Source organism: Leifsonia sp. 466MF, assembly GCF_900100265.1.
GTDB lineage: Bacteria > Actinomycetota > Actinomycetes > Actinomycetales > Microbacteriaceae > Leifsonia.
The window spans coordinates 3,228,472-3,253,303 of sequence record NZ_LT629696.1 but is presented as its reverse complement, the minus strand read 5'-3'; the positions used below and the strand labels follow the sequence as shown (position 1 = coordinate 3,253,303).

Here is a 24,832-nt window from a genome sequence, read left to right as displayed (position 1 = left end):
GCAACGCAACTGAGGAAACACCGATGACGACAACTCAGACAGCGTCGCGCGGCACGGCCACGGACGGGGGTGGGACGGTGCGAGCCGCCGTCCCGCCCGCGCCCCGGCGCCGGCGTCGGCGCGGCTCGTGGACGGCGTGGGCGTTCCTCGCCCCCGTCGTGATCTACCTGGTCGTGTTCTACGCGTGGCCGCTCTATCGCAACGTCGAGCTCAGCGTCCGCGACTACACCGTCCGGTCGTTCGTGATGGGCGACGCCCCGTTCGTCGGGCTCGACAACTACATCAAGGTGCTGCAGGATCCGACTTTCGGGCCGGCGTTCTGGCACACCGCCGTCTTCACCCTCGTCTCGATCGCGTTCCAGTTCACGATCGGGCTGGCGCTGGCGGTGTTCTTCCACCAGAACTTCCGCCTCTCGGCCACGCTGCGAGCCCTCTTCCTGGTGCCGTGGCTGCTTCCGCTGATCGTCTCCGCCTCCACCTGGTCGTGGATGCTGAACAGCGATTCCGGCGTCGTCAACGCGGCGCTCGAGGCGTTCGGGCTGCCCGGGATCAACTGGCTGACCTCGCCGGACTGGGCGCTGACCAGCGTCATCATCGCGAACATTTGGATCGGCATCCCCTTCAACCTGGTCATCCTCTACTCGGGCCTGCAGAACATCCCGCAGGAGCTCTACGAGGCGGCGTCGATCGACGGGGCCAACGGATGGCAGCGCTTCTGGCGTGTGACCTTCCCGCTGCTGCGCCCGGTGTCGGCGATCACCCTGCTGCTCGGGCTGATCTACACGCTCAAGGTGTTCGACATCATCTGGATCATGACGCGCGGCGGGCCCGGAACGGCGTCCACGACGTTCGCGACCTGGTCGTACCAGCTCGGGTTCGCCTCGACCCTGCCGGACTTCAGCCCGGCGGCCGCGGTCGGCAACCTGCTGATCATCCTCGCGCTCGTCTTCGGCTTCGTGTACATCCGCACCCAGAGGAAGCAGGACCTCGCATGAACGGCAAGCGGCCCTGGTGGAAGACCGTCGTCGGTGTGGTGCTGACGCTGGTGATGCTCTTCCCCGTCTATTGGATGATCAACGTCTCGCTGACTCCGACGAGTCTGATGCGGAAGAGCCCGCCGGACCTGTTCCCCATCCACGCCACTTTCGAGGGCTATCAGGCCGTGCTCGACCAGCAGCTGCCGTACCTCGGCACGAGCCTGCTCGTCGGGATCGGCACCGTGATCCTCACGGTCGCGATCTCGGCTCCGGCCGCGTATTCGCTGGCGAAGCTGCGCCCACGCGGCCGTGGAGTCCTCAACTTCCTGCTGCTCATCGCGCAGATGATCCCCGGGATCATCATGGCGATGGGGTTCTACGCGATCTACCTCAACCTCGGCATCCTGAACACGCTGTGGGGCCTGATCATCGCGGACTCGACGCTGGCCGTGCCGTTCGGCGTGCTGATCTTCAGCGCGTTCATGTCCGGCATCCCCGACGAGCTGATGAACGCCGCGAAGATCGACGGCGCGAGCACCTGGCGCACGTTCCGCTCGATCGTGCTCCCGGTGAGCCGCAACTCCATCGTCACGGTGTCGCTGTTCGCGTTCCTCTGGGCGTGGTCCGACTTCGTGTTCTCGTCGACGCTGAACAGCGGCGGGGCTCTGCAGACGATCACGCTCGGCATCTACAAGTACATCGGCAACAACAACCAGGAGTGGAACGCCATCATGGCGACCGCCGTGGTCGCGTCGGTGCCCGCCGCCGTGCTGCTGGTTCTCGCGCAACGCTACGTCGCCGCCGGTGTCACCGCCGGGGCCGTGAAGGACTGACCGTGACGAACCTCAGCACCATCGCGTCGACCGACGTCGCCGTCGACCTGTCCGAGATCCCGTTCTCCGTCCGGGGCAGCTGGCTCGACATCTCGCCGGTGATCGGCACGCACCAGGTCTCGGACGACCTCCATCTCGTCAGCCATGTCACCGGGATGCACGCCGTGCTCCGGCTCACGCCGGTCGTCGGCGCCGCCACCGCGGCCCGTGTCGAGGCCACAGCCTCCCGCGTCGCCTGGACGGCGGGCGACGGGATCGTCGAGGCCGTGTTCGAGCATCCCGGAGCCATACGCTTCCGCGGCCGGGGGCTCGGGATGCGGTTCGCCGCCTCCGACGAGCTGACGCCGTTCACCGGCGGGTACCTGTTCACCGATCCCGTCGACGGCGCCATCACGCTGACCAGCTACGAGACCGGCCGGCGCTACCGGTTCACGGTTCTGGCCGGTTCGGCGGAGATCGTGGGCGACGGGCTGCTCGGCAGCGGAGCCCGGGAGGTGGCGTTCGGCGCCGACGACCTGTGGGAGGTCCGGTTGGAGCAGACGGAGGCGGGTCTGCGTCCACTCGATGCCACCACCTCCTTCGACGACCTGGTGCGGCACCGCCGAGCGGAGTTCGCGGCGTACTGCTCCGGCCTGCTGGCCGGGGCGGAGGCGACGCCCACCGCGGTGAAGGCCGCGTACGTGCTCTGGTCGGCCACCGTCGAGCCCGGCGGCTTCGTCGGCCGCGAGGCGGTGCTCATGTCGAAGCACTGGATGGACAAGGTCTGGTCGTGGGACCACTGCTTCAACGCCCTCGCCCTCGCACCGCTCGATGCGGAGGCCGCCCTCGACCAGTTGCTCCTGCCCTTTGATCACCAGGACGCGGGCGGAGCGCTGCCCGACTCGGTCACGCACTCCGAGGTGCTCTACAACTTCGTGAAGCCGCCCATCCACGGCTGGGCGTTCCGGCTCCTGCGGGAGCGCGTCTCCACACCCTTCGACGACGGCGCCCTGCGCCTGGTGTACCGGAGGCTCTCCGCCTGGACGCGGTTCTGGCTCGACAGCCGCCGCGCACCCGGTCATGCGCTCCCGTACTACCAGCACGGCAACGACAGCGGGTGGGACAACTCCACGCTCTTCGACCGGGATCGGGTGGTCGAGTCGCCGGACCTCGCCGCGTTCCTCATCCTGCAGCTGGAGGAGCTGGGCCGCCTCGCGGTCGAGCTCGGAGAGTCTGCGGCCGAATGGGAGGACGAGCGGATCGCGATCGAGCGGGCGCTGTTCGACGAGCTGTGGGCGGGCGATCACTTCGTCGCCCGGTCGGTCGCCTCGGGGCGGCCGTCCACCTCCACGAGCCTGCTCGGGTCGCTCCCCATCGTGCTCGGAGACCGTCTTCCCGCCGACATCGCGTCCGCGCTCGCCGCCGCGGTCGAGGCCCACCTCACACCGTGGGGACCGGCGACCGAGCTGCCTGACTCTGCGCAGTACACCGCCGACGGCTACTGGCGCGGACCGGTCTGGGCGCCGAGCACCCACCTCATCGTCGACGGCCTGCGCCGCGCCGGGCACGGCGAGCTGGCCGACCGGGTCGCGGACGCCTTCCTCGCCGCCTGCGAGCGCTCCGGATTCGCCGAGAACTTCGACGCCCTCACCGGCGACGGCCTGCGCGACCGCGCCTACACCTGGACGGCGGCGGTCTATCTGCTGCTCGCCAGCCACCGACCGTCGGGAGAACGATGACCCTCACCTCGACCGCCCTTCTGACCGGGGGACCGGTTGTCCCCTCCCGCAGCCTCCTCCGGCCGCTCGGACCGGACGAGGTCCGCATCTCGGGCGGATTCTGGGCCGACAAGCAGCAGCTCAACGCGACCGTCATCCTCGACCACTGCGAGACGTGGATGGAGCGGATCGGCTGGATCGGCAACTTCGACCGTGCCGCCGCGGGCACGGTCGCCGAGCACCACGACGGGATCGAGTTCGTCGATTCGGAGGTCTACAAGCTGCTCGAGGCGATGGCCTGGGAGCTCGGCCGTCGTCCCGATGCCGGGCTCGAGGCGCGCTACTCGGCCTTAGTCGCCCGGGTGGCGGCGGCGCAGGAGCCTGACGGCTACCTGCACACCGCCTTCGGGCGTCCCGGTCAGCGTCCGCGGTACAGCGATCTCGAGTGGGGCCACGAACTGTACTGTTTCGGCCACCTCTTCCAGGCGGCGGTCGCGCGTGCCAGGAGCGGGCATCCCGACGACGTGCTCGTCCGGACCGCCCGGCGGCTGGCCGACCACGTCGCCCGCGAGTTCGGCGAGGGCGGCCGGGATGCGATCTGCGGTCACCCGGAGATCGAGCCGGCGCTGGTCGAGCTGGGGCGCGCCCTCGGTGAGCAGCGGTACATCGACCTGGCGCGCATCTTCGTCGAGCGGCGCGGCCGGCGGACCCTCGCCACGACCCTGTTCCAGGGCAGCGACTACTTCCTCGACGACGTGCCGGTCCGCGACGCGACCGTGCTGCGCGGGCACGCGGTCCGCGCCGCCTACTTCACGGCCGGGGCGGCCGATGTCGCCGTCGAGACCGGCGACCACGGCCTGCTCGCCGCCGTGCAGAACCAGTGGCGACGGACGGTCGCGCACCGCACCTATCTCACAGGCGGGATCGGCTCGCACCACCAGAACGAGGAGTTCGGCGCCGACCACGAACTGCCGCCGGATCGCGCCTACGCCGAGACCTGCGCCGCCATCGGCTCCGTCATGGTCAGCTGGCGCCTGCTCCTGCAGACCGCCGACCCGGCTCACGCCGACCTCATCGAGCGGACCCTCCTCAACGCGGTGCTCGTCTCTCCCCGCGAGGACGGCCGCGCGTTCTATTACGCCAACACTCTGCACCAGCGCGAGCTGGCGTCGGAGACGCACGACGACGAGCTGAGCGAGCGCGCAGAGGCCAACCTCCGCGCGCCCTGGTTCGAGGTGTCCTGCTGTCCGACGAACGTCGCCCGCACGCTGGCGAGTGTCGGCGCGTACTTCGCGACGGCCGACGGCGACGGCGTCCAACTCCACCAGTACGCGGATCTGGATGTGGACACGGCCCTCCCGGACGGCAGGCACGTCGCGCTCGCGGTGCGCACGGGCTACCCCTTCGACGGTCGAGTGGTCGTCTCGGTGGCCGAAGCGTCGGAGTTCACCCTGAGCCTGCGCATCCCCGCCTGGTCTCGCGGCCGGGCGCGCGCGAGCCTGAACGGCGAACCCGTCCTTGTCGACGGCGACACCCTGCGTCTGCGCCGCGCCTTCGCTCCGGGCGACGAGCTGGTGCTCGACCTCGACACCTCCCCGCGGTTCACCGTCGCACCCGACGCGGTCGACGCCGTGCGCGGGACCGTCGCCGTCGAGCGCGGGCCGCTCGTGCTGTGCCTGGAGTCGGTGGATCTGCCCGGCACGACAGGGTTCGATCGCGTCCGGGTCGACACGGGAACTGCGCCGGTTTCCACCGCAGACGGTGCGTCCGTGCGGCTGATCGTGGAAGATGGGCGCAACGACGACCGCGACGATGCCGACCGCAACCTTACCGACGACTGGCCGTACCTCCGCCTCGACTCCGCCGTGACCGCCCGGTCGGGCCAGGCGGTCACGGCGGGCCTCATCCCCTACGCCCACTGGGCGAACCGCGGACCGAGCCTGATGCGGGTGTGGATCCCCGCCGCAGGCTGACGACGCTCGGCTGCCGGCGAGTCATCGGGGCCGGCAGCCGAGTCCTTCTCTCCCCGGTTTGGGATTTTCTCCGGACCGGGTGCATCCGATCGCCCCTCTTCAGCCGAATGAACCCGTGGGAGCACACACGGTTCTTCCGCGGAGACGAAGGGGTTCATCATGACGAGGACTCGGAAGTGGCGGATCGGCGTCGCCATCGGCGCAGCGCTTGCCCTGATCGGGGTGGCGGCGCCCGCGAACGCGGCGCCGCATCCATCCACCTGGCGCCCGTTCGGCATCTCGCAGGTGTCGGTCTTCCACGGCGTTCCCGCAATGCCGGTGGATGTGTACGTGAACGGCCTGCGGGTGCTGAACGACTTCCAGCCCGGCACGTTCGCCGGCCCGTATCTGCTGCCGTCGGGCACCTACCGCCTGGCGATCACCGCGGCCGATGCGCGTAACGACCGGAATCCCGTCATCGGACCGGTGACGGTCTCGTTCGCTCGGAACACCAGCTACACCGTGGCCGCGCACCTCACGCCGACCGGGACGCCGACGGCGAGCGTCTTCACGAACGACCTGTCCGTCTCGCCGTCCGGCACCGGCCGGTTGGTTGTGCGGCACACCGCGGCTGCTCCGGCGGTGGATGTGCTCGCCGGTGGCACTCCGGTGATCACCGGTCTGACCAATCCCAACGAGGCGGCACTGGTGCTTCCCGCGGGCACGGTGAATGCGTCGGTGGCGCTTGCCGGAACGACGGCCCCGGTCATCGGACCGGCGGCGGTCCCGGTGACGGCCAAGACCGACACGATCGTCTACGCCTGGGGGAGCGCCAGCGCGGGCACCCTGACGGTCGCCGTCCAGACGCTGCGGCAGGGGCGCCTGTTCGACGTCCCGTGGATGCTGCATCGCTGATCGTCGAGGAGGAAGCTGTGCGAGTCGTGGAGGCCCACATCACTGCGACGGTGCACGAGTTCTTCTCCCAGCAGTGGGTCCTTCTTCTCGCCGGCCGCGTGACCACGCGCGGCCGGCGAGAGTTCCGGAGCCGGCTCACCGGCCCGGTCGCCCTGAAGGAGGGCAGCGCGCTCGACGTGAGCGCGCTGCCCGAGCGCGACGTTCACGCCCTGCTCGTCGCCCGCGGGGCGCCCGACACCTGCGTCCTGGTCAAGGACGGACTCGTGGAGGACGAGATCACGACCCTCGCCTCCGCCCTGCACCGCGTCTTCCTCTCCCGGGAGGGCGCGCTCATCTCGTGCGTCCCCGGGCGGCTGGGCTTCCTGCAGTCCGACGGCGGCCGCACCCGGCTGCTGCTCGGCGCGGGACGCACGACCGCCGCACCCGGCATCTCACAGAAACCACCCCAGTAGGAGAAATCATGTCTGCAGCCACCGCGGACGATATCGCGGCCGCACTCGGCGACCTCGCCGTCCGCCTCCCCGCCGCGCCGACCGTCGAGCAACTGGCTCCGATCGTCGCCCGCCTCAGTCGCCGTGAGCGCGCCGTGCTCGCGCTCGTCTTCGAGCGGCTGGCGGAGGAGCCGGGCGCGGAGCAGCTGAGCGCGTGATAGCTCGGTCGGCGGTCCGCTCCGTCAGCCAGACGTCGTTCCGAAGCGGACTGCTCTCGTCACGCCAGGGGCGGCCTCAGGTCGCGGAGCAGGCGCCCGATCCGCTGCCCGATCTCGGCCGGGTTCGCGGGGGAGGGGGCCGCCGCCGCCTCCGCCATGTACCGGAACGTCCCGGCGAGCATGTGGCTGACCAGCGCTGCCTGGTCGGCCAGATCGACGGGGTCGGCGTCGGGGCTCTCGTTCTCGAGCCGCAGTCGGAGGATCTCTGCCAGTTCGGACTGGATGGTTCCGAATTGCTCGAGCTGGCGCGCGACCAAGTCGGGGTGGCTCCCGACCGCGCGGAGCCGCGCGGCGCGGTCCGCGTCATCTGCCACCGCCGGTAGCGCGATCAGGCTCAGTGCCGACGGGAGCAGCGGCTCGCGTTCGATGATGAAGCGCCGGGCACGGCCCTGGTCGACGCGCGGGCCGTCCGTGCCGATGACGGCCGCATCCTTCGTCTTGAAATGGTTGAAGAAGGTGCGCTGCGAGATGCCCGCCCTCTCGCAGATCATGTCGACCGTGACGGCGTCGTAGCCCCGCTCGTTGACGAGGGCCACGGCGGCGGACTCGATGGCCGCCGTCGTCTCGGCACGATTGCGGCGCCGCGCTCCGTCAGCGGTCGACATGGTCCTCCCGGTGTCCTACTCGTAGCGTAGCGAGTCGATCGGGTTCTGCCGGGCGGCTCGACGTGCAGGGAGGACGCCGGCCAGGAACGCGATGAGCATGATAGCAACGACCACGACGAGGACGGACTCCGGCCGGAACAGCAGGAGCGTGAGCCCGGGCAGCTGCGACAGCGGACCGGCCGCCGCGGCGGCGCTGATCCCGCTGCCGAGGAGGATCGCCACGACCGCCCCGAGCGCGCTGCCCAGCAGCCCGATGACGACGGCCTCGACGCTGAGCAGGGCGAATACCCGCCGGCTCGGCATCCCCAGGGCTTTCATGAGTCCGATTTCTCGGGTGCGCTCCTGTACACCCATGAACAGGGTGTTCACGATCCCGAAGGCGGCGGCGATCAGGGCCACCACGGCGAAAGCGTTCAGCACGCCGATGATGCCGTTGATGACGGTCTGGATGGTGCCCAGCTGGTCCGCGATCGTCTGGCCGCTGAATCCCGCGTCCGCGAGTTCGCCCTTCAGGTCGTCGATTCGCTGCGCGTCAGGGTTTCCGTCGAGGTAGGCGATGGCGAGCGGATACCCGGCGCGGGTGTCCAGGCCGGCCCGTTGGGAGGTGACGAGGGCGTCAAGGAGGGCGTTGTTCGCGCCCGCGCCGCTGGCGAGCAGGCTGGTGCGAGCCACGCCGACGATCGTCGCGGTGACCGTCTGAGGCCTGCCCATCGCGTCGGTCAGGCCGAGGGTGACCTCGGTACCGACGGCGTCCGCGGCCGACTTCAGGCCCAGCGGCTCCAGATACGACTCGGGCAGCACCAGCTGATGCGCGGAGGCGTTCTGATCAAGCTGGTCCCCGGCGGCGAGATCGGCCCGCGTGATGGAAGAGGTGGGATTGATCGAGAGCTGGTACCGGTCGCCGTCGGCGGCTGCGATGTAGTCGACCGCGACACTCTGGATCGGGGCGACCCGCTCGATGCCGTCGATCTTCCCGATCGCGGCCACATCGGCGTCCGAGAGCGTGCCGCCGCTCGCTCCGAGCGGGTTCGGAGCACCGCCTGCGGCGGCCGCCGCGCCCCCCGCCTCCGGGTCGTACTTCTGCGGTCCGGTGCCCGTGGGCGCGGATCGCTGGACGAGGAGGACGTCCTGAGAGCCGAGCGACGCCAGCTGCTTGGTGACGTAGTCGGAGACCCCCGAACCGAGCGCCGTGGTCAGGGTGAGGGTGAACGCGCCGACGAAGAGCGACAGCACGGTGAGGATCGCCCGCGTCTTGGTCCGGAAGACGTTGCGCGCCGCCGTCCGGATGAGTTCGCCCGTTCTCATGCCGCCACCTCCGCAGCGATGCGGCCATCGGTGATGGTCACCCGCCGGTCGCATCGCGCCGCCAGGTCATCGTCGTGGGTGACGAGCACGAGGGTGATCCCGTCCGTCTCCCGCGACGACAGCAGCAAATCCTCCACGTGGGCGCCGGTGGTGCTGTCGAGGTTGCCGGTCGGTTCGTCGGCGAAGATGACGCTGGGATCTCCGACGAGAGCGCGGGCGATGACCACGCGCTGCTTCTGGCCTCCGGAAAGCGCCGTTGCCGCATTCTTCGCTTTGTCGGCGAGGTCGAGACGCTCGAGAACCTCCATTCCGCGCCGGGCTCGCTCCTTCCGTGATACCCCGCGGATCGCCAGCGGCAACGTCACGTTCTCGAGGACGGTCAGGTTCGGGATGAGGAAGAACTGCTGGAACACGAAGCCGAATCGTTCGTTCCGGAGGTTGTCGAGCTCCCGCCTTCCCAGGTGCGACGCGGGCCGACCATCGATGAGCATCTCCCCGTCGTCCGGACGATCCAGTAAGGCGAGCAGGTGCATCAGAGTCGACTTGCCCGACCCGCTCCTGCCGACGATCGCCACGCTCTCTCCCGGAGCGATGTCCAGATCCACTCCGCGCAGCGCCTCGAACCGGCTCTCTCCGGTCCCGTAGGTCTTCGAGAGACCCTTGGCGCTCAAGATCGCTTCCACCAGCACACCTCCATTTGTCGTTAGTGCAGTCACTGTAACAGATGGTGCAGTGACTGCACATGACGCCTTATGGAGGCGCACGCGTCACGGCCCGAGCGGGGTCGCCGTCACGATCACGTTGTCGCGGTAGTGGCCGGTGGCGTCGTCGAAGACGCCGCCGCAGGTGATGAGCACGAGCTTCGCCGGGCCGGTCTCGACGAAGAAGTCCTTCAGCGACCCGGGCGCCTTCTGCGGCTGAGCGACGCCGTCGACCCGGAAGCTGCGAGCGCCGGAGTCACCGGTGAGCACGACCTCCGCGCCGGGCGCCACGTCCTTCAGACGGCTGAACGGCCCGATGCCGTCCCAGGCATCCACATGGGCGACGACCACGATCGAGCCCGTCGTGGCGGATACGCCGGACGAGTAGCGGTACCAGCCGGCGGTGTGCGATTCGGACGGAATGGTGACGTCGCCCGTCGGATCGAGGCCGACGGGGACGACCGGCATATCGATGCCGAGCGACGCGACAGCGACGCGCGCGGGCGGCTGCTCCGGCGCGACGGGCGGAGCAGATCTGGTGTCGATGGTCGTGCGCGGGATGTCGGGCACCGGGGGCGACGCAGCGGGCGGCGACGAAGTGGGGCCGACAGTCGGAGCCGTCGGCGTCGGTGCAACGCTCGCGCCTGTCGTGCACCCCGTGAGCGCCACCAACGCGAGGGCGGCGCCGAACACGGCGGCCGCCCTCGCGTGGGCTGTGGTGTGGGGACTCATCCCCGGGTGGACTCCGCACGGGTGCGGCGGACGACGAGACCGGCCGCGACGGCGGCTGTCAGCAGGAGCGCGATGGCGCCGACCCACAGCGCAATCTGCTCCGACCGGGCCGCCTGGTCTGCGCGGAACGCGGCACCGGTCGTGCCGGCCTGCACGCCGTTCGGCGGCGTGCCCAGACCGTCGATCGTCTGGACCATCAGCGCCAGGTTCTTGTCGGTGGCGCTGCCGTAGGCGTAGACGATCGTGTTCGTTCCGTCGGCGATCGTCACGTCGGCTGGGCCGATCAGGGCGGGTTCGGTCGTGCCCGCGGCCGTCACCGAGGCGGAGACGGTCGATGCGGGCAGGTCGAGCTTCGCCTCGTTCGGGTTGGTCAGGTTGCTGACGACGGCCTTGCCCCCGGCGACGACGTCGACCGCGGGAGCCGCCGCGACGTGCCGGACGGTCAGGCGGCCCTGGCCGGCCGCCGTGGCGGACATGTCGTTCGTGAACAGCGTGGCCGTCGGCTTGCCCGATGCGTCGAGGTGCGCGACCGCCGAATAGTCGCCGCCCGCTGCGAGCGGCAGGTCGATGGGGCCGATCACCGGGCTGTCCGTCGCCGAGGTGGCGCCCACCTTGGTGATCGAGACGCTGTAGGTCCCGGCCGGCAGGGTCAGCGGACCGGCCATCGTGCCGGGCTGGAAGTTCTTGATCGTGTCGGTGCCGTTCACCCACACGTCGACGGGCGTGCCGGGCACTCCGTGGATCACGGAGAGCTGGACGTCCGACTCGGCAGCCGTGGCGGGGGCGGCGCTCACCGCGAACGCGAGCGCGGCGATCACCACGGCCGAAGCGGAAACTGCTCTGATCTTCATCGATCCTCCTAGGGATGTCGGACGCGGGATCGCGTCGCATGCCCATACATTCCGGGCGGAGGGCGAATCGGATGCACCTCCTACGGATTCGCGGGGGAACCGGAGGAAACAGAGGAAGCGGAGCTGGGCCGGGTCAGCGTGCCGCGGACAGGGTGCCCCGGACGATGCTGTCGCCCGAGTGCGCCGGATCGCCGTTGAGCGGCTGCTGCGAGATGTCGACGACCGGGTAGTCGGCGGCGGCGATGTTGGGCGGCATCACGAAGCGACCCGTGCCTCCATCCAGGAGTCCGACGCTGATCGCCTTCGTGAGGTCGCTGTTCATCAGCCACACCTCGCGGTACGCGGTGCCCGGGGAGTGCACGGCCGGGGAGTCCAGCTCGACCGCCAGGACCGTCGTGCCGTCGGGCTCCCGCTCCATGGTGGCCTGACCGTTGGAGGTCGACCACGCGGGCAGTCCGGCCAGCGTGGCCTGCGCCTCCACCTGGGGCGCCGGACGGATGAACACGACGAGAGCCACAGCGACGGCGACGAGCACGACCGCTGCGGCGGAGACCAGGTACGGCCAGCGACGACGGCCGCGTCCCCGGCGACGCGGGGCGACATCCCGGGTCGGGGAAGCATCAGCCCGAGTGGCCGAGGGGATGCCGTCGTCGGCCGCCACGCTGGAGGTCGCGGGCGGGTCGAGTGTCAGCTGCGCGCTGATGTTCTCCCACACGCGGGGAGAGGGCTCCTGCAGGGCGAAGTCGACCGGGCCGTTCTCACGCGCCGCACGCGTCACACGCGTCAGGCGCTCCAGCTCCGTCCTGCACTGCGGGCAGGTCATCACGTGGTCGACGTCTCTCGCGTCGATGTCGGTCTCGCCGAGGGCGAGCATCGCGAGGACATCCGGGTCGCTATGCGTCATCCGCGTCCTCCAACCGTGCCCGCAGCCGGAGGAGGCTGCGCCGGATATGACTCTTGACCGTACCCAACGGAAGGTCGAGTTTCGCCGCGATCTGCGTATGGGTCAGCCGATCGTAGAAGGCGAGCCGCATGATCTGCTGCGCCACCGGCTCCAGCTGGTCGAGCTCCTGGCTCATGGCGACGCTGTCGGCGATCTCGTCCGTCCAGCTGAGCGACTGGAGGTAGACGCTCTCCATGAAGGCCTCCAGTTCGCGCTGACGTTTCGCCCGCGCCTCGTAGGCGTCGACGATCTTGTGGCGGGTGATCGCCATCAGCCACGTACTGAGCTTCGCGCGCTCCGGATCGAATCCCGCGCGTCCCTGCCAGGCGGCGACGAACACCTGCTGCGTCACGTCCTCGGCGTCGGCGACGTTGCCGAGCGAGCGCAGCGCGAGCGTGTAGACCAGCCGTCCCCAGCGCTGGTACAACAGCTCGATCGCGGACACATCGCCGGCATGCAGGGCGCCGACGAGTGAACGCTCGGTGTCATCCACGCAGTCATCATCGCTCCCAGGTCCGCAGAAAGCGAGGAAACGGCCGTGTTCTGGCGAAAAACGCCTCAGCGCCGCGCGCGCCTGGCCGCACGGTTGCGCGCGAGCACCCAGCCGACGACTCCGCCGATCAGGAAGACGAGCACCACCAGCAGCCAGGTCGGCACCTGAACCTGCGTCCACAGCACGAAGATGGTCGCACGGTCGCCGCCGACGAGGTTCTGCACGGCCACGATCACCAACAGCAGGATGAGGACGATCGCCAGCCACTTGCGTTTCAGGAACCGCGTCAGACGGTTCTCGTCATCCCGGCCGGTGTTCCCCGCGCTGCTCATCCGGTCAGTATGGCGGTGGGGAGGGGTGGGTCGCCAGGGGCGGCTAGCCTCGACGTGTGGAACGGGAAGAGGCGCTCGCCGGGGGAAACGCCGGGGGCGCGGTGGTGCGCATCGGCGACACCGTCCGCAAGCCGTGGACGGCGGCGACGCCGAGCGTCGTGTCGTTCGTCGAGCACCTGCGGGAGTCCGGTGTGGATGCGCCCGCCCCGCTGGGCCGCGACGACGAGGGGCGACAGGTCCAGGAGTTCGTGCCGGGCCGTCTGGCGATGGATGCGGACCCGCTCACCCTGTCCGAGCTGCATCGGGTCGGGGAGATGGTCCGCGCCATCCACGACGCCAGCGCCGCGTTCGTCCCGCCGCCGCATGCGGTCTGGGAGACGGCGATCCCTGCACCTGCCGCAGAGCTCGTCTGCCACAACGACCTGGCCCCGTGGAACCTGATGGTGGGCGACCGCTGGCTGTTCATCGACTGGGACGCCTCCGCCCCCAGCACCCGCCTCTGGGATCTGGCCTACGCCGCCCAGGCGTTCACGCTCAACGACGCGGCCCGCGCCCCCGAGGACTCCGCCCGGGCGCTCGCGGCATTCGTCGACGGGTACGGCGCCGACAAGAGTCTGCGCGCCAACCTCCCGACCGAGATGGGCCGTAGAACGCAGGCGATGTACGACCTGCTCCACACGTCGAACCGCGCGGGTCGGGAGCCGTGGGCGACGATGTACGAGACCGGGCACGGAGCGCACTGGCAGGCGGTGACCCGCTACGTGACCACTCACCGCGACGTATGGGCACGCACCCTGTAAAACCCGGGCCGAGATTCGTGCCGAATGTGCGCTTTGAGCGCCGCAAAGCGCACATTCGGCACGAATCTCGGGGGAGGTCAGGGCGCGGGGGCGAACCGCTCCACACCCGCGACGCGCAGCAGGTCGAGCTTGGCCGCATCCTCGCTGCCCGGCACTGCGGTGTAGACGACGATGCGGAGGTCCCCGTCGGGCACGGTCAGCACGTCGCAGTCGACGGTGATCGGGCCGACGATCGTGTCGGTCATCGTCTTCCTGCTCGAACGGTGCGCGGCCACGCGGGCCGTGGCCCAGCGGCGCTCGAAGTCGGGCGAGGCGGCACGTAGCCGGCCGATCACGCGTTCGAGGTCCCGGTCGGCGGGGTAGCGGCCGTGCGCCTGGCGGAGGTCGGCGACGAGGTCGGCCGAGAACTCCTCGGCGTGGATGTCGTCGAACTCGACCCCCGAGTGGCCGTGGGTGAAGTGCCGCCAGACCAGATTGCGGTCCAGTCCCGTCATCTCCGACGGATCCTTCAGCAGCGCCGCCCACAACGGGTTCCAGACGAGGAAGTCCCACGACGCCGTGAACACCGCGAGCGGCACATCCCCGATCCGGTCGAGGATGCGCTGCACGCCCGGCGTGAGGTGCCTCGGGATGCTGCCCGCCGGCGACGACGCCGCACCGGCCACCCGGAACAGGTGGTCGCGTTCCTCGGCGGAGAGCCGCAGAGCGCGGGCGAGCGCGCTGAGCAGCTGGGGCGACGGGTTCGTCGCGCGACCCTGCTCCAGACGCACGATGTAGTCGACGCTCACGCCGGCGAGGGCGGCGAGCTCTTCGCGGCGCAGGCCCGGCGTCCGTCGGCCCGGGCCGGCGGGGAGCCCCACCTCGACCGGGTCGACCCGGTCGCGCCACGACCGCAGCACCGCCGCGAACTCGCTCATGGCCTCATCGTACGTCCGGTCGCCCGCCCGACCCTGGTACTGCCGGTACCCCCGAAGACCGGTGCCTGGGCATCCCCGCGGCGGGCGCACAGGATCGAGGTCATGACGACGACACTGATCACAGGAGCCAACCGCAGCCTCGGCCTCGAGACCGCCCGCCGACTCATCGAAGCCGGGCACACGGTCTACGCCGGGATGCGCGATATCGCGGCAGGAGACGAGGCGCGAGCGCTGGGCGCCATCCCGCTGGCCCTCGATGTCACCGACCAGGCCAGTGTGGATGCGGCGGTCGCCTCCCTGCCGGAACTGGATGTGCTGGTCAACAACGCCGGCGTGCTCGGCGGCCGACGGCAGGGTGCCGACGACCTCGACATCGAGGCGATGCGGCAGACGCTCGACACGAACGTCGTCGGCGTCGCCCGGGTCACCCAGGCCTGCCTCCCCCTGCTGCGCCGCTCGGCGGCGCCGGTCATCGTGAACGTCGCCTCGGGAGTGGGCTGGCCGCGCTGGCTGTCGACGCCCGGGCACGACGAGCATCCGGTGCTCGGCATCGCCTACGCGGCATCCAAGGCGGCGGTCATCGCCCTGACCGTGCAGTACGCCAAGGGACTGCCCGGCTTCCGGGTGAACGCGAGCGATCCGGGCTACACCGCGACGGAGTTCAACGGGTACAGCGGGCATCAGACCGTCCAGGAGGGGACGGACGCCACGGTCGCGCTGGCCACCCTCGGTCCGGATGGCCCGACCGGCGAGTTCCACAACCGCTTCGGGCGCATCGAGTACTGACCGGACGGGGCCCTCGCGCGGTGTGGCTACACTTCATTCCATGAAACGCGCCACCATCTACGATGTGGCACGCCACGCGGGGGTCTCGCACCAGACGGTCACCCGGTTCCTCAACGGCTTCGAGGGGATCCGGCCCGCGACGCGGGAGAAAGTCCAAGCCGCGATCGACGAACTGAACTACCGGCCGAACGGCGCCGCCCGCTGGCTGCGCTCGCGGCAGTCCAACCGGATCGGCATCCTCGCCCACCGAATGGAGCTCTCCGGCCCCGGGCGCATCATCGCCGGCGCGACGACCGCGGCGCGGAGCCGCGGCTACGTGCTCGACATCGCGTCGATGGACGGGGAGGACGCCGACTCGGTCGATGCGGCACTGGATGTGGTGATGGAGCACCAGATCGCGGGTGTCTTCGCGACGGCCCAGACCGACGTGGTGCGCGAGGCCGTCGCCAATCGCGGACTCGACGTTCCGATCTCGATCGACTCGGGGGAGGGGCTCTCGTCCTCCGGCACCAACCCGCGAGCACATCCCGGCCGGCTCGCGGCGGCGCATCTCGCCGACCTCGGGCATCGCCGCGTCGCCTTCGTGAACGGGCCGGATGTCTGGATCGCGGCGGGGGAGCGGCGCAGCGGCTTCTTCGCCGTGGCTGCGGAACGAGACCTCGATGTGGTGTGGGAGTACGAGGGCGACTGGTCGGCCGAGGCCGGCTACCGCGCCGCGCAGCAGCTGCCGGACGACGTGACCGCGGTCGCCCTCGCCAACGACAGCATGGCGATCGGACTGATCTTCGGCCTGGCCGAGCGCGGCCGCCGGGTGCCGGACGACGTGAGCGTGATCGGGATGGACGACGCCCCCGAGTCGCGCTTCCACCTGCCGTCGCTGTCGACCATCCGCCTCGATTTCGAGGGCGAGGGCGCGTACCTGATGAACGTGCTGATCGCGAAGATCGAGGGTGCAGACACAGCCGACGTGCCGGGCTACCGCCTGCCGGAGCTGGTGCAGAGGGGCTCGACGGCCGAAGCGCCGACAGCCGGAAAGTAACCATCCGGTCTCGGTGGTTGTGCGCCGAGCGCCGGTCTGTGTAGCATCGCGACCAGGAAATGTTGTCGACAACATCGAGTGAACCCGCTGCAGGATGTTGTCGACAACACACAGCAGGACGCAACGATGCGGAAGGTCGACGATGACGCAGAACCCCCCGTTCCCCGGTGTGCTCTTCGGAGCCGCCTACTACGCCGAGTACCAGCAGGAGGGGACGCTCGATCGTGACCTCGACCTGATGTCGGAGGCGGGGTTCACCGTCATCCGGGTCGGCGAGTCGGTGTGGTCCACCTGGGAGCCGCGGAACGGCGAGTTCGACCTCGACTGGTTGCAGCCGGTGCTCGACGGAGCCCACGCCCGCGGCATCGCGGTCATCCTCGGGACGCCGACCTACGCCATCCCGCCGTGGCTGCAGACGCTCCACCCCGAGATCGCGGCGATCGACGGGCGCGGGCACGCCATCGGCTGGGGAGCCCGCCAGGAGATGGACCAGTCGTCGACCGTCTACCGCTGGTACGCCGAGCGCATCATCCGGAAGGTGGTCGCGCGCTATGCCGACCACCCGGCCGTGATCGGCTGGCAGGTGGATAACGAGCCGGGTAACAACCTCCCGCACAACGAGACGACCTTCCAGGCGTTCGTCTCCTGGCTCCGGAGGCGCTACGGCACGGTGGAGCGCCTCAACGACGAGTGGGGGCTCGTCTACTGGTCGCACCGCATCGCCGAGTGGTCGGAGCTGTGGCGCCCGGGCGGCAACCTGATGCCGCAGTACCAGCTGGAGTGGCGCCGGTTCCAGGGCGAGCAGGCCACCGACCTCATCGCGTGGCAGGCCGAGATCGTGCGCGAGTACGCCAGGGACGACCAGTTCGTCACGACCTGCATCTCGTACTCCCGGCCGCAGATCTCCGACGACGAGCTCGTCTCCTCCCTCGACATCACCGCGGGCAACCCCTACTACCTGATGCAGGACGGCCTCTCGGCCGACGTCGACCTCCCACGCCGCGCCCAGTGGTGGCACACAGGCCCGTGGGCGCTGTTCCAGTGGGGCGACCGCGCCTTCTCGTCGGCGCAGGAGCGGTTCCTCGTCACCGAGACCAACGCGCAGTCGATCGGCGGACCGTGGCAGAACCAGCCGCCGTTCCCCGGCCAGATCAAGCAGGCAGCGTATGCGCTGATCAGCCGCGGCGCCCGGATGATCGAGTACTGGCACTGGCACACCCTCCACTTCGGGGTGGAGACCTACTGGGGCGGCGTCCTCCCGCACAGCCAGGTGCCCGGCCGCATCTACCGCGAGGTCGCCGAACTGGGCGCGAGCCTGCAGCGGCTGGGCGACGCGCTCGACGGGTTCGTGCCGGATGCGGACGTGCTCATGCTGCACTCCACGGACACCCTGTGGTCGTTCGAGACGTATCCGCCGCTCGCGACCGACGACGGAGGACCGGACGGCACCTCCTACGCCCGCATCGTCGATGCGTTCTACCGCGGCTTCAGCGAGGTCGGCGCGCAGGTCCGCGTGCAGCACACCCGGCAGTTCGTACAGCGGTCCGCGGCCGACCTCGTCGCCGAGCATCCCATCCTCGTCGCTGCCGCCGAGTACGTCGCCGACGACGCGACCCTCGATGCGTTGCGCGCCTACGCCGAAGCGGGCGGACACCTCGTGCTGGGCATCCGGACCGGGTACGGCGATGAGCTCGCCCGTGCCCGCCGCGCTGTCGCTCCCGATCGGCTGCATGACGCCGCCGGCGTCTGGTACGACGAGTACAGCAACCTCGCCGAGCCGCTGGCGGTCACGGCCGCAGACGAAGGATTCGACCTCGAGCCGGGCGCGCAGGCGACGGCCTGGGTCGACGTGCTCAACGTCGAAGGGGCCACAACGCTCGTGTCGTACGAGCCCACCGAGCTCGGAGCCGACGCGGCCATCACGACCACGCCGTTCGGTGCGGGGCGCGTGACCTACGTCGGAACGGTCCCCAACCGGGAGCTCGCCCGCAGCCTCGCTCGCTGGCTGGTCCCCGAGACCGCCGCCGCGCGCTGGCAGACCGCGTCGCCCGTCACCGTCAGCACCGGGCGCACCGGCGGCCAGGACGTCGCCTTCGTGCACAACTGGTCCGCGACCGAGCATGTGGTCACCGTGCCGGCGGACAGCATCCACCTGGACACCGGCGAGCGGTTCGCCGCCGGGTCCCGTTTCACCCTCGAACCGCGCGGCGTCGCCGTGTTCGAGGTCGCCGGTTCACAGGCGTGACCGGGAACACCAAGAGAAAGAGAACGCTCATGAGGAAGAAAGCACCGAGAACAGCAGTGGCGCTGGGCACCGGCCTCCTGGCCGTCGCCCTCGTGCTGACCGGCTGCACCGGCGGTGGAGGCGGGACCGCCGACAACACCAAGCCGGTCTCGCAGTCCGACATCGACAAGGCGATGAAGACGCCGACCACCCTCACCTTCTGGACGTGGGTGCCCGACATCAAGAACGAGGTCGCGCTCTTCGAGAAGAAGTACCCCGCGATCAAGGTCAAAGTCGAGAACGTCGGCCAGGGCGCTCCGCACTACCAGAAGCTGCGAACGGCACTGAAGGCGGGAAAGGGTGCCCCGGACGTCGCGCAGATCGAGTTCCAGTACATCTCATCGTTCACCGTCACCGACAGCCTCCTGAACCTCACGCCGTACGGCGCGAACGACCTCGGCGACCAGTACGTGCCGTGGGTGTGGAACCAGGTGAAGCAGAACAACGGCGTTTACGCCGTGCCGCAGGACTCGGGCCCGATGGGCAACCTGTACCGCAAGGACATCCTCGACAAGGCCGGCGTCACCACGCCCCCGACCACGTGGGACCAGTACGCGACCGACGCCGCGACGGTGAAGGAGAAGACCGGCGTCTACATGTCGAACCTCGCCTCCAGCCAGGCGGGCCAGATGCTCGGCCTCCTCTGGCAGGCCGGCGTGAAGCCGTTCGGCTACGACGGCAAGAAGGGCGTCACGGTCGACGTCAACAGCGCAGAGGCCAAGAAGGTCGCGTCGTACTGGCAGGACCTCATCCAGAAGGGATACGTCTCCACCGATCCGGACTTCACCGACAGCTGGTACCAGGGTCTCGCCAACGGCAAGTACGCCGGCTGGCTGACCGCGGCGTGGGCTCCGGTGTTCCTCCAGGGCACCGCGGCCAAGACCTCCGGACTCTGGCGTGCGGCCGAGCTGCCGCAGACACCCGGAACGAAGCCGGCCTCGGGCAACTGGGGCGGGTCCTCCGATGCGGTCCTGAAGACCACGAAGAACCCGATCGCGGCGTACGAGCTGGCGAAGTTCATCAACAACGACCCGGAGTCGACGCTGATGTTCGCCAACAAGCAGTTCCTGTTCCCGACGCTGAACTCCACGCTGAAGGACCCGGCGTTCGTCGACCAGAAGGCCGAGTTCTACGGCGGCCAGGAGGTCAACAAGCTGTTCGCGAACATCTCCACCACCGTCGACACCAAGTTCGACTGGCTGCCCTACATGGACTACGCCTACTCGAGCTACACCGAGACGATGGGCAAGGCGCTCGCCGCGAAGGGCGATCTCTCCGCCGGGCTCGACGCCTGGCAGAAGGCGCTGGTCAGCTACGGGACCCAGCAGGGCTTCTCCGTCAACAAGTAGGGGTCGGGGCCGGCGGTGGATGCGCATCCGCCGCCGGCCCGCACCCTCGGCTCGAACAAGGGAGTTCACCATGACCCAGTCCGTCGCACCCGGGAGGGTGCGCACGCGCGAGCACACGGAGAAGCAGCGGCCTCGGAGGAACGCGAACCAGCGCCGGCTGAGCATCGCCGCCTACCTGTTCGTGGCGCCCTTCATGATCGTCTTCATCGTCATGCTGCTGCTGCCGCTGTTCTACTCCGGCTACCTCAGCCTCTTCACGACGCAGCTGATCGGCGGCCAGACCTTCGCCGGCTTCGCCAACTACGTGCGGGCGTTCACCGACCCGGACTTCCTCGCGGGCGTCGGGCGCATGGCGCTCTTCCTCGTCATCCAGGTGCCGATCATGCTGGCGCTGTCGCTGTTCTTCGCTCTCGCGCTCGATAGCGGCCGCGTTCGCGGCTCTGTCGCCCTGCGGCTCCTGATCTTCCTGCCGTTCGCCGTGCCCGGCGTGGTCGCGACGCTGATGTGGGGCTACCTGTACGGCAACGACTTCGGCCCGATCGCCCAGTTGTTCCGTGCGGTCGGCCTCGGGGCTCCCGACCTGCTGAGCGACCAGAACATGCTCGGCTCGATGATGAACATCGTCACGTGGGCCTTCGTCGGCTACAACATGATCATCATGTACGCGGCGCTCCGCTCGATCCCGACGGAGCTGTTCGAGGCGGCGGAGATCGACGGCGCCAGCCAGTGGCGCGTGGCGTGGAGCATCAAGATCCCCGGCATCCGTCCCGCAATCATCCTGACGGTGATCTTCTCGATCATCGGAACGTTCCAGCTGTTCAACGAGCCGAGCCTGCTGCACGCGCTCGCGCCGAACGTGATCGACAACGGCTACACGCCCAACTACTACGCGTACAACCTGGCGTTCACGAACCAGGACGTCAACTACGCCGCCGCCATCGCCTTCCTGCTCGGTCTGGTGATCGCGGTCGTGTCGTACGTCGTCCAGCTCTCGACCCAGCGGAAGGCGGCCCGCAATGACTGAGACCGCCACCGGCAGCCCGCTGCCGACTGTCGACGACGTCTCGCCGCGCCGCCGGACCGGGCGCCGCGGCGCACGGGCCTACAACCGGGAGACGCAGCGCAGCACCCTGCTCACCGTGATGCTCTGGATCTGCGCGCTGTATTTCGTGCTCCCGATCGTCTGGCTGTTCATCGCATCCACGAAGAGCAACGCCGACCTGTTCACCACCTTCGGGTTCGCCTTCGGACGCACCTTCGACCTGTTCGCGAACATCGGTGCGGTCTTCACAGCCCAGAACGGGATCTACCTGCACTGGGCCATCAACACGCTCGTCTACGCGCTGGTGAGCGCGATCGGTGCGTCGCTGCTCGCGACCATGGCGGGATACGCGTTCGCCAAGTACCGCTTCCCGGGGTCCGTGCTGATGTTCAGTGTGGTGCTCGGGGCGATCATGATCCCGCTGACCGCGCTGGCCCTCCCGGCCTACCTGATGTTCAGCCAGATCGGCATCACGAACACTCCGGCCGCGGTCATCGTGCCGTCGCTGGTCAGCCCGTTCGGCGTGTTCCTCATGCGGGTGTACGCGGCGGACGCCATCCCCGACTCGATGATCGAGGCCGGCCGAGTGGATGGCGCGGGCGAGTTCCGCATCTTCTGGCAGGTCGGTCTCCGCCTCCTCGGACCGGGAATCGTCACGGTGTTCCTGTTCGCGCTGGTCGGCACCTGGAACAACTACTTCCTGCCGCTGATCATGCTGAACAGCTCCGAGCTCTACCCGTTGACGGTGGGGCTCGCCCAACAGCAGGCGACGAGCGCGGCGGGCGGGGGATCGCAGGCGCTGTTCTCCGTCGTCATCACGGGTTCGCTCGTGTCGATCATCCCTCTGGTCATCGCGTTCCTGTTCTTGCAGCGATACTGGACGACCGGACTAGCGAGCGGGAGTGTCAAAGAGTGAGTGGATTCTGGTACGGCGGCGACTACAACCCTGAGCAGTGGCCGGAGGAGGTATGGCGCGAGGATGTGCGCCTGATGAACCGGGCTGGCGTGAACATCGCGTCCGTCGGCATCTTCTCGTGGGCGCGCATCGAACCGAGGGACGGCGAGTTCGACTTCGCCTGGCTGGATGAGGTGCTCGACCTGCTGCACGCGGGCGGAGTGCGCGTCGACCTGGCCACGGCGACCGCTTCGCCGCCACCGTGGCTGGCGCTGAAGCATCCCGAGATGCTGCCGGTGACGGTCGACGGCGTCACGCTCTCGTCGGGGAGCCGGCAGGCGTATTGCCCGAGCTCGCCGATCTACCGGCGCTACGCCGCGCGGCTGGTCGAGCGGATCGTCGAACGCTACGCCGACCATCCCGCGCTCTCGCTCTGGCACGTCAACAACGAGTACGGCTGCCATGTCAGCCACTGCTACTGCGATGCGTCGGCGGCGGCGTTCCGGGTCTGGCTGGAGCGGAAGTACGGCACCATCGAGGCGCTCAACGACGCGTGGGGCACGGCCTTCTGGTCGCAGCACTACGGCGCCTTCGACGAGATCCTCCCGCCGCGTGCCGCCCCGACCTTCAAGAACCCGACCCAGGTACTGGACTTCGACCGTTTCAGCTCGGACGAGCTGCTGGACTGCTTCCGCGCAGAGGCGGCGATCATCCGCTCGCACTCGGACGTTCCGATCACGACCAACTTCATGGGCTTCTTCAAGCCGGTCGACTACTGGACGTGGGCGCAGGAGGTCGACATCGTCTCCGACGACTCGTACCCCGACCCCGCCGATCCGCTCGCCCCGGCCTACGGCGCGATGCAGCGCGACCTGATGCGCTCGCTCGGCGGCGGCGCGCCCTGGCTGCTGATGGAGCAGTCACCCGGCGCTGTGAACTGGCGCGAGCGGAACGCCGCGAAGCTCCCGGGGCAGATGCGGGCGTGGTCGTACCAGAGCATCGCGCGCGGGGCCGACGGCATCCTCTTCTTCCAGTGGCGGCAGGCGGTCGCGGGCGCGGAGAAGTTCCACGCCGGGATGCTGCCCCACGGCGGCACGGACACGCGCATTTTCCGCGAGGTCGAGCAGCTCGGCTCCGAACTGGCGACGCTGTCGTCGGTCGATGGCCTGCTCGGGCGACCCGTTCCCGCTCAGGTCGCCATCGTCTTCGACTGGGACTCCTGGTGGGCGATCGAGCAGAAGGCGTCGCCGACCACGATCTCGTACCTCGCCGACGTCCTGGGCTGGCACATCGCGCTGACCGCGGCGGGCGTCACGGTGGACTTCGTCCAGGCGACGGGCGACCTGTCCGGCTATCGGGCCGTCGTCGTCCCGTCGCTGTTCGTCGCGAGCGACGCCCAGCTCGAGGCGCTCGACGCGTACGCGGCGGGAGGGGGATCGCTGGTCGTCGGCTATCTCACCGGCATCCTCGACCCCGACCTCCACGTGCGCACCGGCGGATACCTCGGCGCGCTGCGCGAGACGCTCGGGCTCTGGGTGGAGGAGTTCGCCCCGCCTGCCGCGCCGGATCTCGCCGCGCTCGGCGGCGGCGAGCCGCCCGCCGTCGGTGTCCGCGGCGACCGCATCGGCGGCCGGGCCTCCGCGTCGCTCTGGTCGGAGTACGTGCGCGTCGAATCGGCCGACGTGGAGGCGGTCTTCGAGGGCGGAGCGCTGGACGGGCATCCCGCGGTGACCCGCCACGCCCGTGGTTCCGGGCAGGCCTGGTACGTCGCGACCCGGCTCGACGCCGAACCGCTCGGACTGCTGCTGGATTCGATCCTGACCGAGGCCGCAGTGGAGCGGCTGCCGCGCATCCCGGGCGTGGAGTTCGTCCGCCGCGGCGCGTTCCTCGCCGCCATCAACCACGGCCAGGAGGCGGTGACGCTCGACCTGTCCGGCACGGACATCCTCACGGGGGGGTCGGCGGCCGGTCTTCGACTGGAGCCGCACGGGGTGGCGCTCGTCCGAGAGGAGTGAGTCAGCTCTTCGCGACGGCGCCGAGCGTTCCCGGAGCGAGACCGAGCGTCCACTCGGTCACGTCGGCCACGAAGTGCACGTGCGCCGGGTGGCTGAGGTCGTCGGTGCTGTTCACGTACGAGCCGCCGCCGTCGACCGCGATGAGGATGCGGATGCTGGCCGCCTCCGGGTCGACGGCGGCGAAGTCGCCGGACGCGACGCCGTCCTCGATGATCGCGCGCAGGCGGGCGCGGTCGAGCGCATCCTGCTCTTGCAGTGTGGTCTCGAGGCTCGGGATGAAGCGCGACAGGTGCCGGGCGTTGAGCCACAGCCGGGCGAGCGGGAGCGATGCGCCCGTCTCGATGTGGTGGACGAAGTGCGCGAGTCGCTCCAGAGGTGAGCCGTCGGTGGGGAAGAACCGCTCGCGTTCGATCGTCGCCGCCCGCACGAAGGCCTCGTCGACGAGGTCCTCCGCCGCCGGGAAGTAATGGGAAATGAGGCCGGGGCGGACGCCGAGGCGGGTGGCGACGGCGCGCAGGGTGATGCGTTCCAGTCCCTCGTCGAGGGCGATGGATGCGGCCTCGGACAGGATCTCCTCCCGTCGCTCCTCCGGTGCTTTCCGGGAGCGGGGAGGGGATGCGCTTGACTCCATGGGTCCCATGCTATTGAATGACTGACCAA

Annotated in this window: 25 protein-coding genes; 15 read left to right on the top strand and 10 right to left on the bottom strand. The window is 69.6% G+C overall.

Annotated features, from left to right (window positions below; all coding sequences use genetic code 11):
- Positions 1-23 precede the first annotated feature (23 nt).
- The 7 genes from BLR91_RS15465 to BLR91_RS15435 all read left to right on the top strand — a co-directional run bounded on the left by BLR91_RS15465 (position 24) and on the right by BLR91_RS15435 (position 7,023).
- Positions 24-995 (top strand): carbohydrate ABC transporter permease, encoded by a 972-nt coding sequence (locus BLR91_RS15465; protein ID WP_089880493.1) that lies wholly within the window; start codon positions 24-26, stop codon positions 993-995.
- Positions 992-1,810 carry a carbohydrate ABC transporter permease gene (locus BLR91_RS15460; RefSeq protein ID WP_018189611.1) on the top strand — a complete coding sequence of 273 codons (819 nt, stop codon included), beginning with the start codon at positions 992-994 and terminating at the stop codon, positions 1,808-1,810. The genes BLR91_RS15465 and BLR91_RS15460 overlap by 4 nt, the downstream gene beginning before the upstream one ends.
- Positions 1,811-1,812: 2 nt before the next feature.
- The gene (locus BLR91_RS15455) at positions 1,813-3,528 is read left to right on the top strand and encodes an amylo-alpha-1,6-glucosidase (RefSeq protein WP_089880496.1); all 1,716 of its coding nucleotides are present in this window, start codon (positions 1,813-1,815) and stop codon (positions 3,526-3,528) included.
- Positions 3,525-5,480 (top strand): glycoside hydrolase family 127 protein, encoded by a 1,956-nt coding sequence (locus tag BLR91_RS15450; protein WP_089880499.1) that lies wholly within the window; start codon positions 3,525-3,527, stop codon positions 5,478-5,480. The genes BLR91_RS15455 and BLR91_RS15450 overlap by 4 nt, the downstream gene beginning before the upstream one ends.
- 159 nt (positions 5,481-5,639) lie before the next feature.
- On the top strand, positions 5,640-6,374 hold the full coding sequence (locus BLR91_RS15445; RefSeq protein WP_089880502.1) for a DUF4397 domain-containing protein: 735 nt from the start codon (positions 5,640-5,642) through the stop codon (positions 6,372-6,374).
- Between the two features lie 17 nt (positions 6,375-6,391).
- Positions 6,392-6,826 carry a hypothetical protein gene (locus BLR91_RS15440; protein WP_089881767.1) on the top strand — a complete coding sequence of 145 codons (435 nt, stop codon included), beginning with the start codon at positions 6,392-6,394 and terminating at the stop codon, positions 6,824-6,826.
- An 8-nt stretch (positions 6,827-6,834) separates the two neighbouring features.
- On the top strand, positions 6,835-7,023 hold the full coding sequence (locus BLR91_RS15435; protein WP_089880505.1) for a hypothetical protein: 189 nt from the start codon (positions 6,835-6,837) through the stop codon (positions 7,021-7,023).
- Between the two features lie 59 nt (positions 7,024-7,082).
- Here BLR91_RS15435 and BLR91_RS20055 read toward each other — a convergent pair whose 3' ends face one another.
- The 8 genes from BLR91_RS20055 to BLR91_RS15395 all read right to left on the bottom strand — a co-directional run bounded on the left by BLR91_RS20055 (position 7,083) and on the right by BLR91_RS15395 (position 13,045).
- On the bottom strand, positions 7,083-7,688 hold the full coding sequence (locus BLR91_RS20055) for a TetR/AcrR family transcriptional regulator (RefSeq protein ID WP_157694622.1): 606 nt from the start codon (positions 7,686-7,688) through the stop codon (positions 7,083-7,085).
- A gap of 15 nt (positions 7,689-7,703) precedes the next feature.
- Positions 7,704-8,993: an ABC transporter permease gene (locus BLR91_RS15425; protein ID WP_089880509.1), complete on the bottom strand. Its 1,290-nt coding sequence runs from the start codon at positions 8,991-8,993 to the stop codon at positions 7,704-7,706.
- Positions 8,990-9,679: an ABC transporter ATP-binding protein gene (locus tag BLR91_RS15420; RefSeq protein ID WP_089881770.1), complete on the bottom strand. Its 690-nt coding sequence runs from the start codon at positions 9,677-9,679 to the stop codon at positions 8,990-8,992. Before BLR91_RS15420 ends, BLR91_RS15425 begins: the two co-directional genes overlap by 4 nt.
- Before the next feature lie 81 nt (positions 9,680-9,760).
- A complete protein-coding gene (locus BLR91_RS20345; RefSeq protein WP_231918945.1) occupies positions 9,761-10,426 on the bottom strand; it encodes a class F sortase in 666 nt (221 codons plus the stop codon).
- Positions 10,423-11,277 (bottom strand): DUF4397 domain-containing protein, encoded by an 855-nt coding sequence (locus BLR91_RS15410; protein ID WP_231918944.1) that lies wholly within the window; start codon positions 11,275-11,277, stop codon positions 10,423-10,425. The genes BLR91_RS20345 and BLR91_RS15410 overlap by 4 nt, the downstream gene beginning before the upstream one ends.
- 133 nt (positions 11,278-11,410) lie before the next feature.
- Positions 11,411-12,181 (bottom strand): anti-sigma factor, encoded by a 771-nt coding sequence (locus tag BLR91_RS15405; RefSeq protein ID WP_089880517.1) that lies wholly within the window; start codon positions 12,179-12,181, stop codon positions 11,411-11,413.
- Positions 12,171-12,713 carry a sigma-70 family RNA polymerase sigma factor gene (locus BLR91_RS15400; RefSeq protein WP_018189623.1) on the bottom strand — a complete coding sequence of 181 codons (543 nt, stop codon included), beginning with the start codon at positions 12,711-12,713 and terminating at the stop codon, positions 12,171-12,173. Before BLR91_RS15400 ends, BLR91_RS15405 begins: the two co-directional genes overlap by 11 nt.
- 65 nt (positions 12,714-12,778) lie before the next feature.
- Entirely contained in the window at positions 12,779-13,045 is a 267-nt protein-coding gene (locus tag BLR91_RS15395; protein WP_018189624.1) for a lipopolysaccharide assembly protein LapA domain-containing protein, read from the bottom strand.
- Between the two features lie 56 nt (positions 13,046-13,101).
- Between BLR91_RS15395 and BLR91_RS15390 the strand changes: the two genes are divergently transcribed.
- Entirely contained in the window at positions 13,102-13,845 is a 744-nt protein-coding gene (locus BLR91_RS15390; RefSeq protein WP_089880521.1) for a phosphotransferase, read from the top strand.
- 77 nt (positions 13,846-13,922) lie between these two features.
- On the opposite strand, the gene BLR91_RS15385 is transcribed toward BLR91_RS15390, so the two are convergent.
- Entirely contained in the window at positions 13,923-14,762 is an 840-nt protein-coding gene (locus BLR91_RS15385) for a helix-turn-helix domain-containing protein (protein ID WP_089880525.1), read from the bottom strand.
- A gap of 102 nt (positions 14,763-14,864) precedes the next feature.
- Between BLR91_RS15385 and BLR91_RS15380 the strand changes: the two genes are divergently transcribed.
- From BLR91_RS15380 to BLR91_RS15350, 7 genes are all read left to right on the top strand, one after another.
- Complete coding sequence (locus tag BLR91_RS15380; protein WP_089880528.1) at positions 14,865-15,548, top strand: SDR family NAD(P)-dependent oxidoreductase; 684 nt, start codon at positions 14,865-14,867, stop codon at positions 15,546-15,548.
- 40 nt (positions 15,549-15,588) lie between these two features.
- The gene (locus BLR91_RS15375) at positions 15,589-16,587 is read left to right on the top strand and encodes a LacI family DNA-binding transcriptional regulator (protein ID WP_089880531.1); all 999 of its coding nucleotides are present in this window, start codon (positions 15,589-15,591) and stop codon (positions 16,585-16,587) included.
- Between the two features lie 142 nt (positions 16,588-16,729).
- Positions 16,730-18,832, top strand: a complete 2,103-nt coding sequence (locus BLR91_RS15370) for a beta-galactosidase (protein ID WP_089880534.1) — start codon at positions 16,730-16,732, stop codon at positions 18,830-18,832.
- Between the two features lie 29 nt (positions 18,833-18,861).
- Positions 18,862-20,220, top strand: a complete 1,359-nt coding sequence (locus BLR91_RS15365) for an ABC transporter substrate-binding protein (RefSeq protein WP_231371112.1) — start codon at positions 18,862-18,864, stop codon at positions 20,218-20,220.
- A gap of 70 nt (positions 20,221-20,290) precedes the next feature.
- Positions 20,291-21,244 (top strand): carbohydrate ABC transporter permease, encoded by a 954-nt coding sequence (locus BLR91_RS15360; RefSeq protein ID WP_089880537.1) that lies wholly within the window; start codon positions 20,291-20,293, stop codon positions 21,242-21,244.
- The gene (locus BLR91_RS15355; RefSeq protein ID WP_089938097.1) at positions 21,237-22,178 is read left to right on the top strand and encodes a carbohydrate ABC transporter permease; all 942 of its coding nucleotides are present in this window, start codon (positions 21,237-21,239) and stop codon (positions 22,176-22,178) included. The genes BLR91_RS15360 and BLR91_RS15355 overlap by 8 nt, the downstream gene beginning before the upstream one ends.
- The gene (locus BLR91_RS15350; RefSeq protein WP_089880544.1) at positions 22,175-24,172 is read left to right on the top strand and encodes a beta-galactosidase; all 1,998 of its coding nucleotides are present in this window, start codon (positions 22,175-22,177) and stop codon (positions 24,170-24,172) included. Before BLR91_RS15355 ends, BLR91_RS15350 begins: the two co-directional genes overlap by 4 nt.
- Position 24,173: 1 nt before the next feature.
- Here the strand turns inward: BLR91_RS15350 and BLR91_RS15345 are convergent, their stop codons facing one another.
- Positions 24,174-24,803: a TetR/AcrR family transcriptional regulator gene (locus BLR91_RS15345; RefSeq protein WP_089880548.1), complete on the bottom strand. Its 630-nt coding sequence runs from the start codon at positions 24,801-24,803 to the stop codon at positions 24,174-24,176.
- Positions 24,804-24,832: the final 29 nt, after the last annotated feature.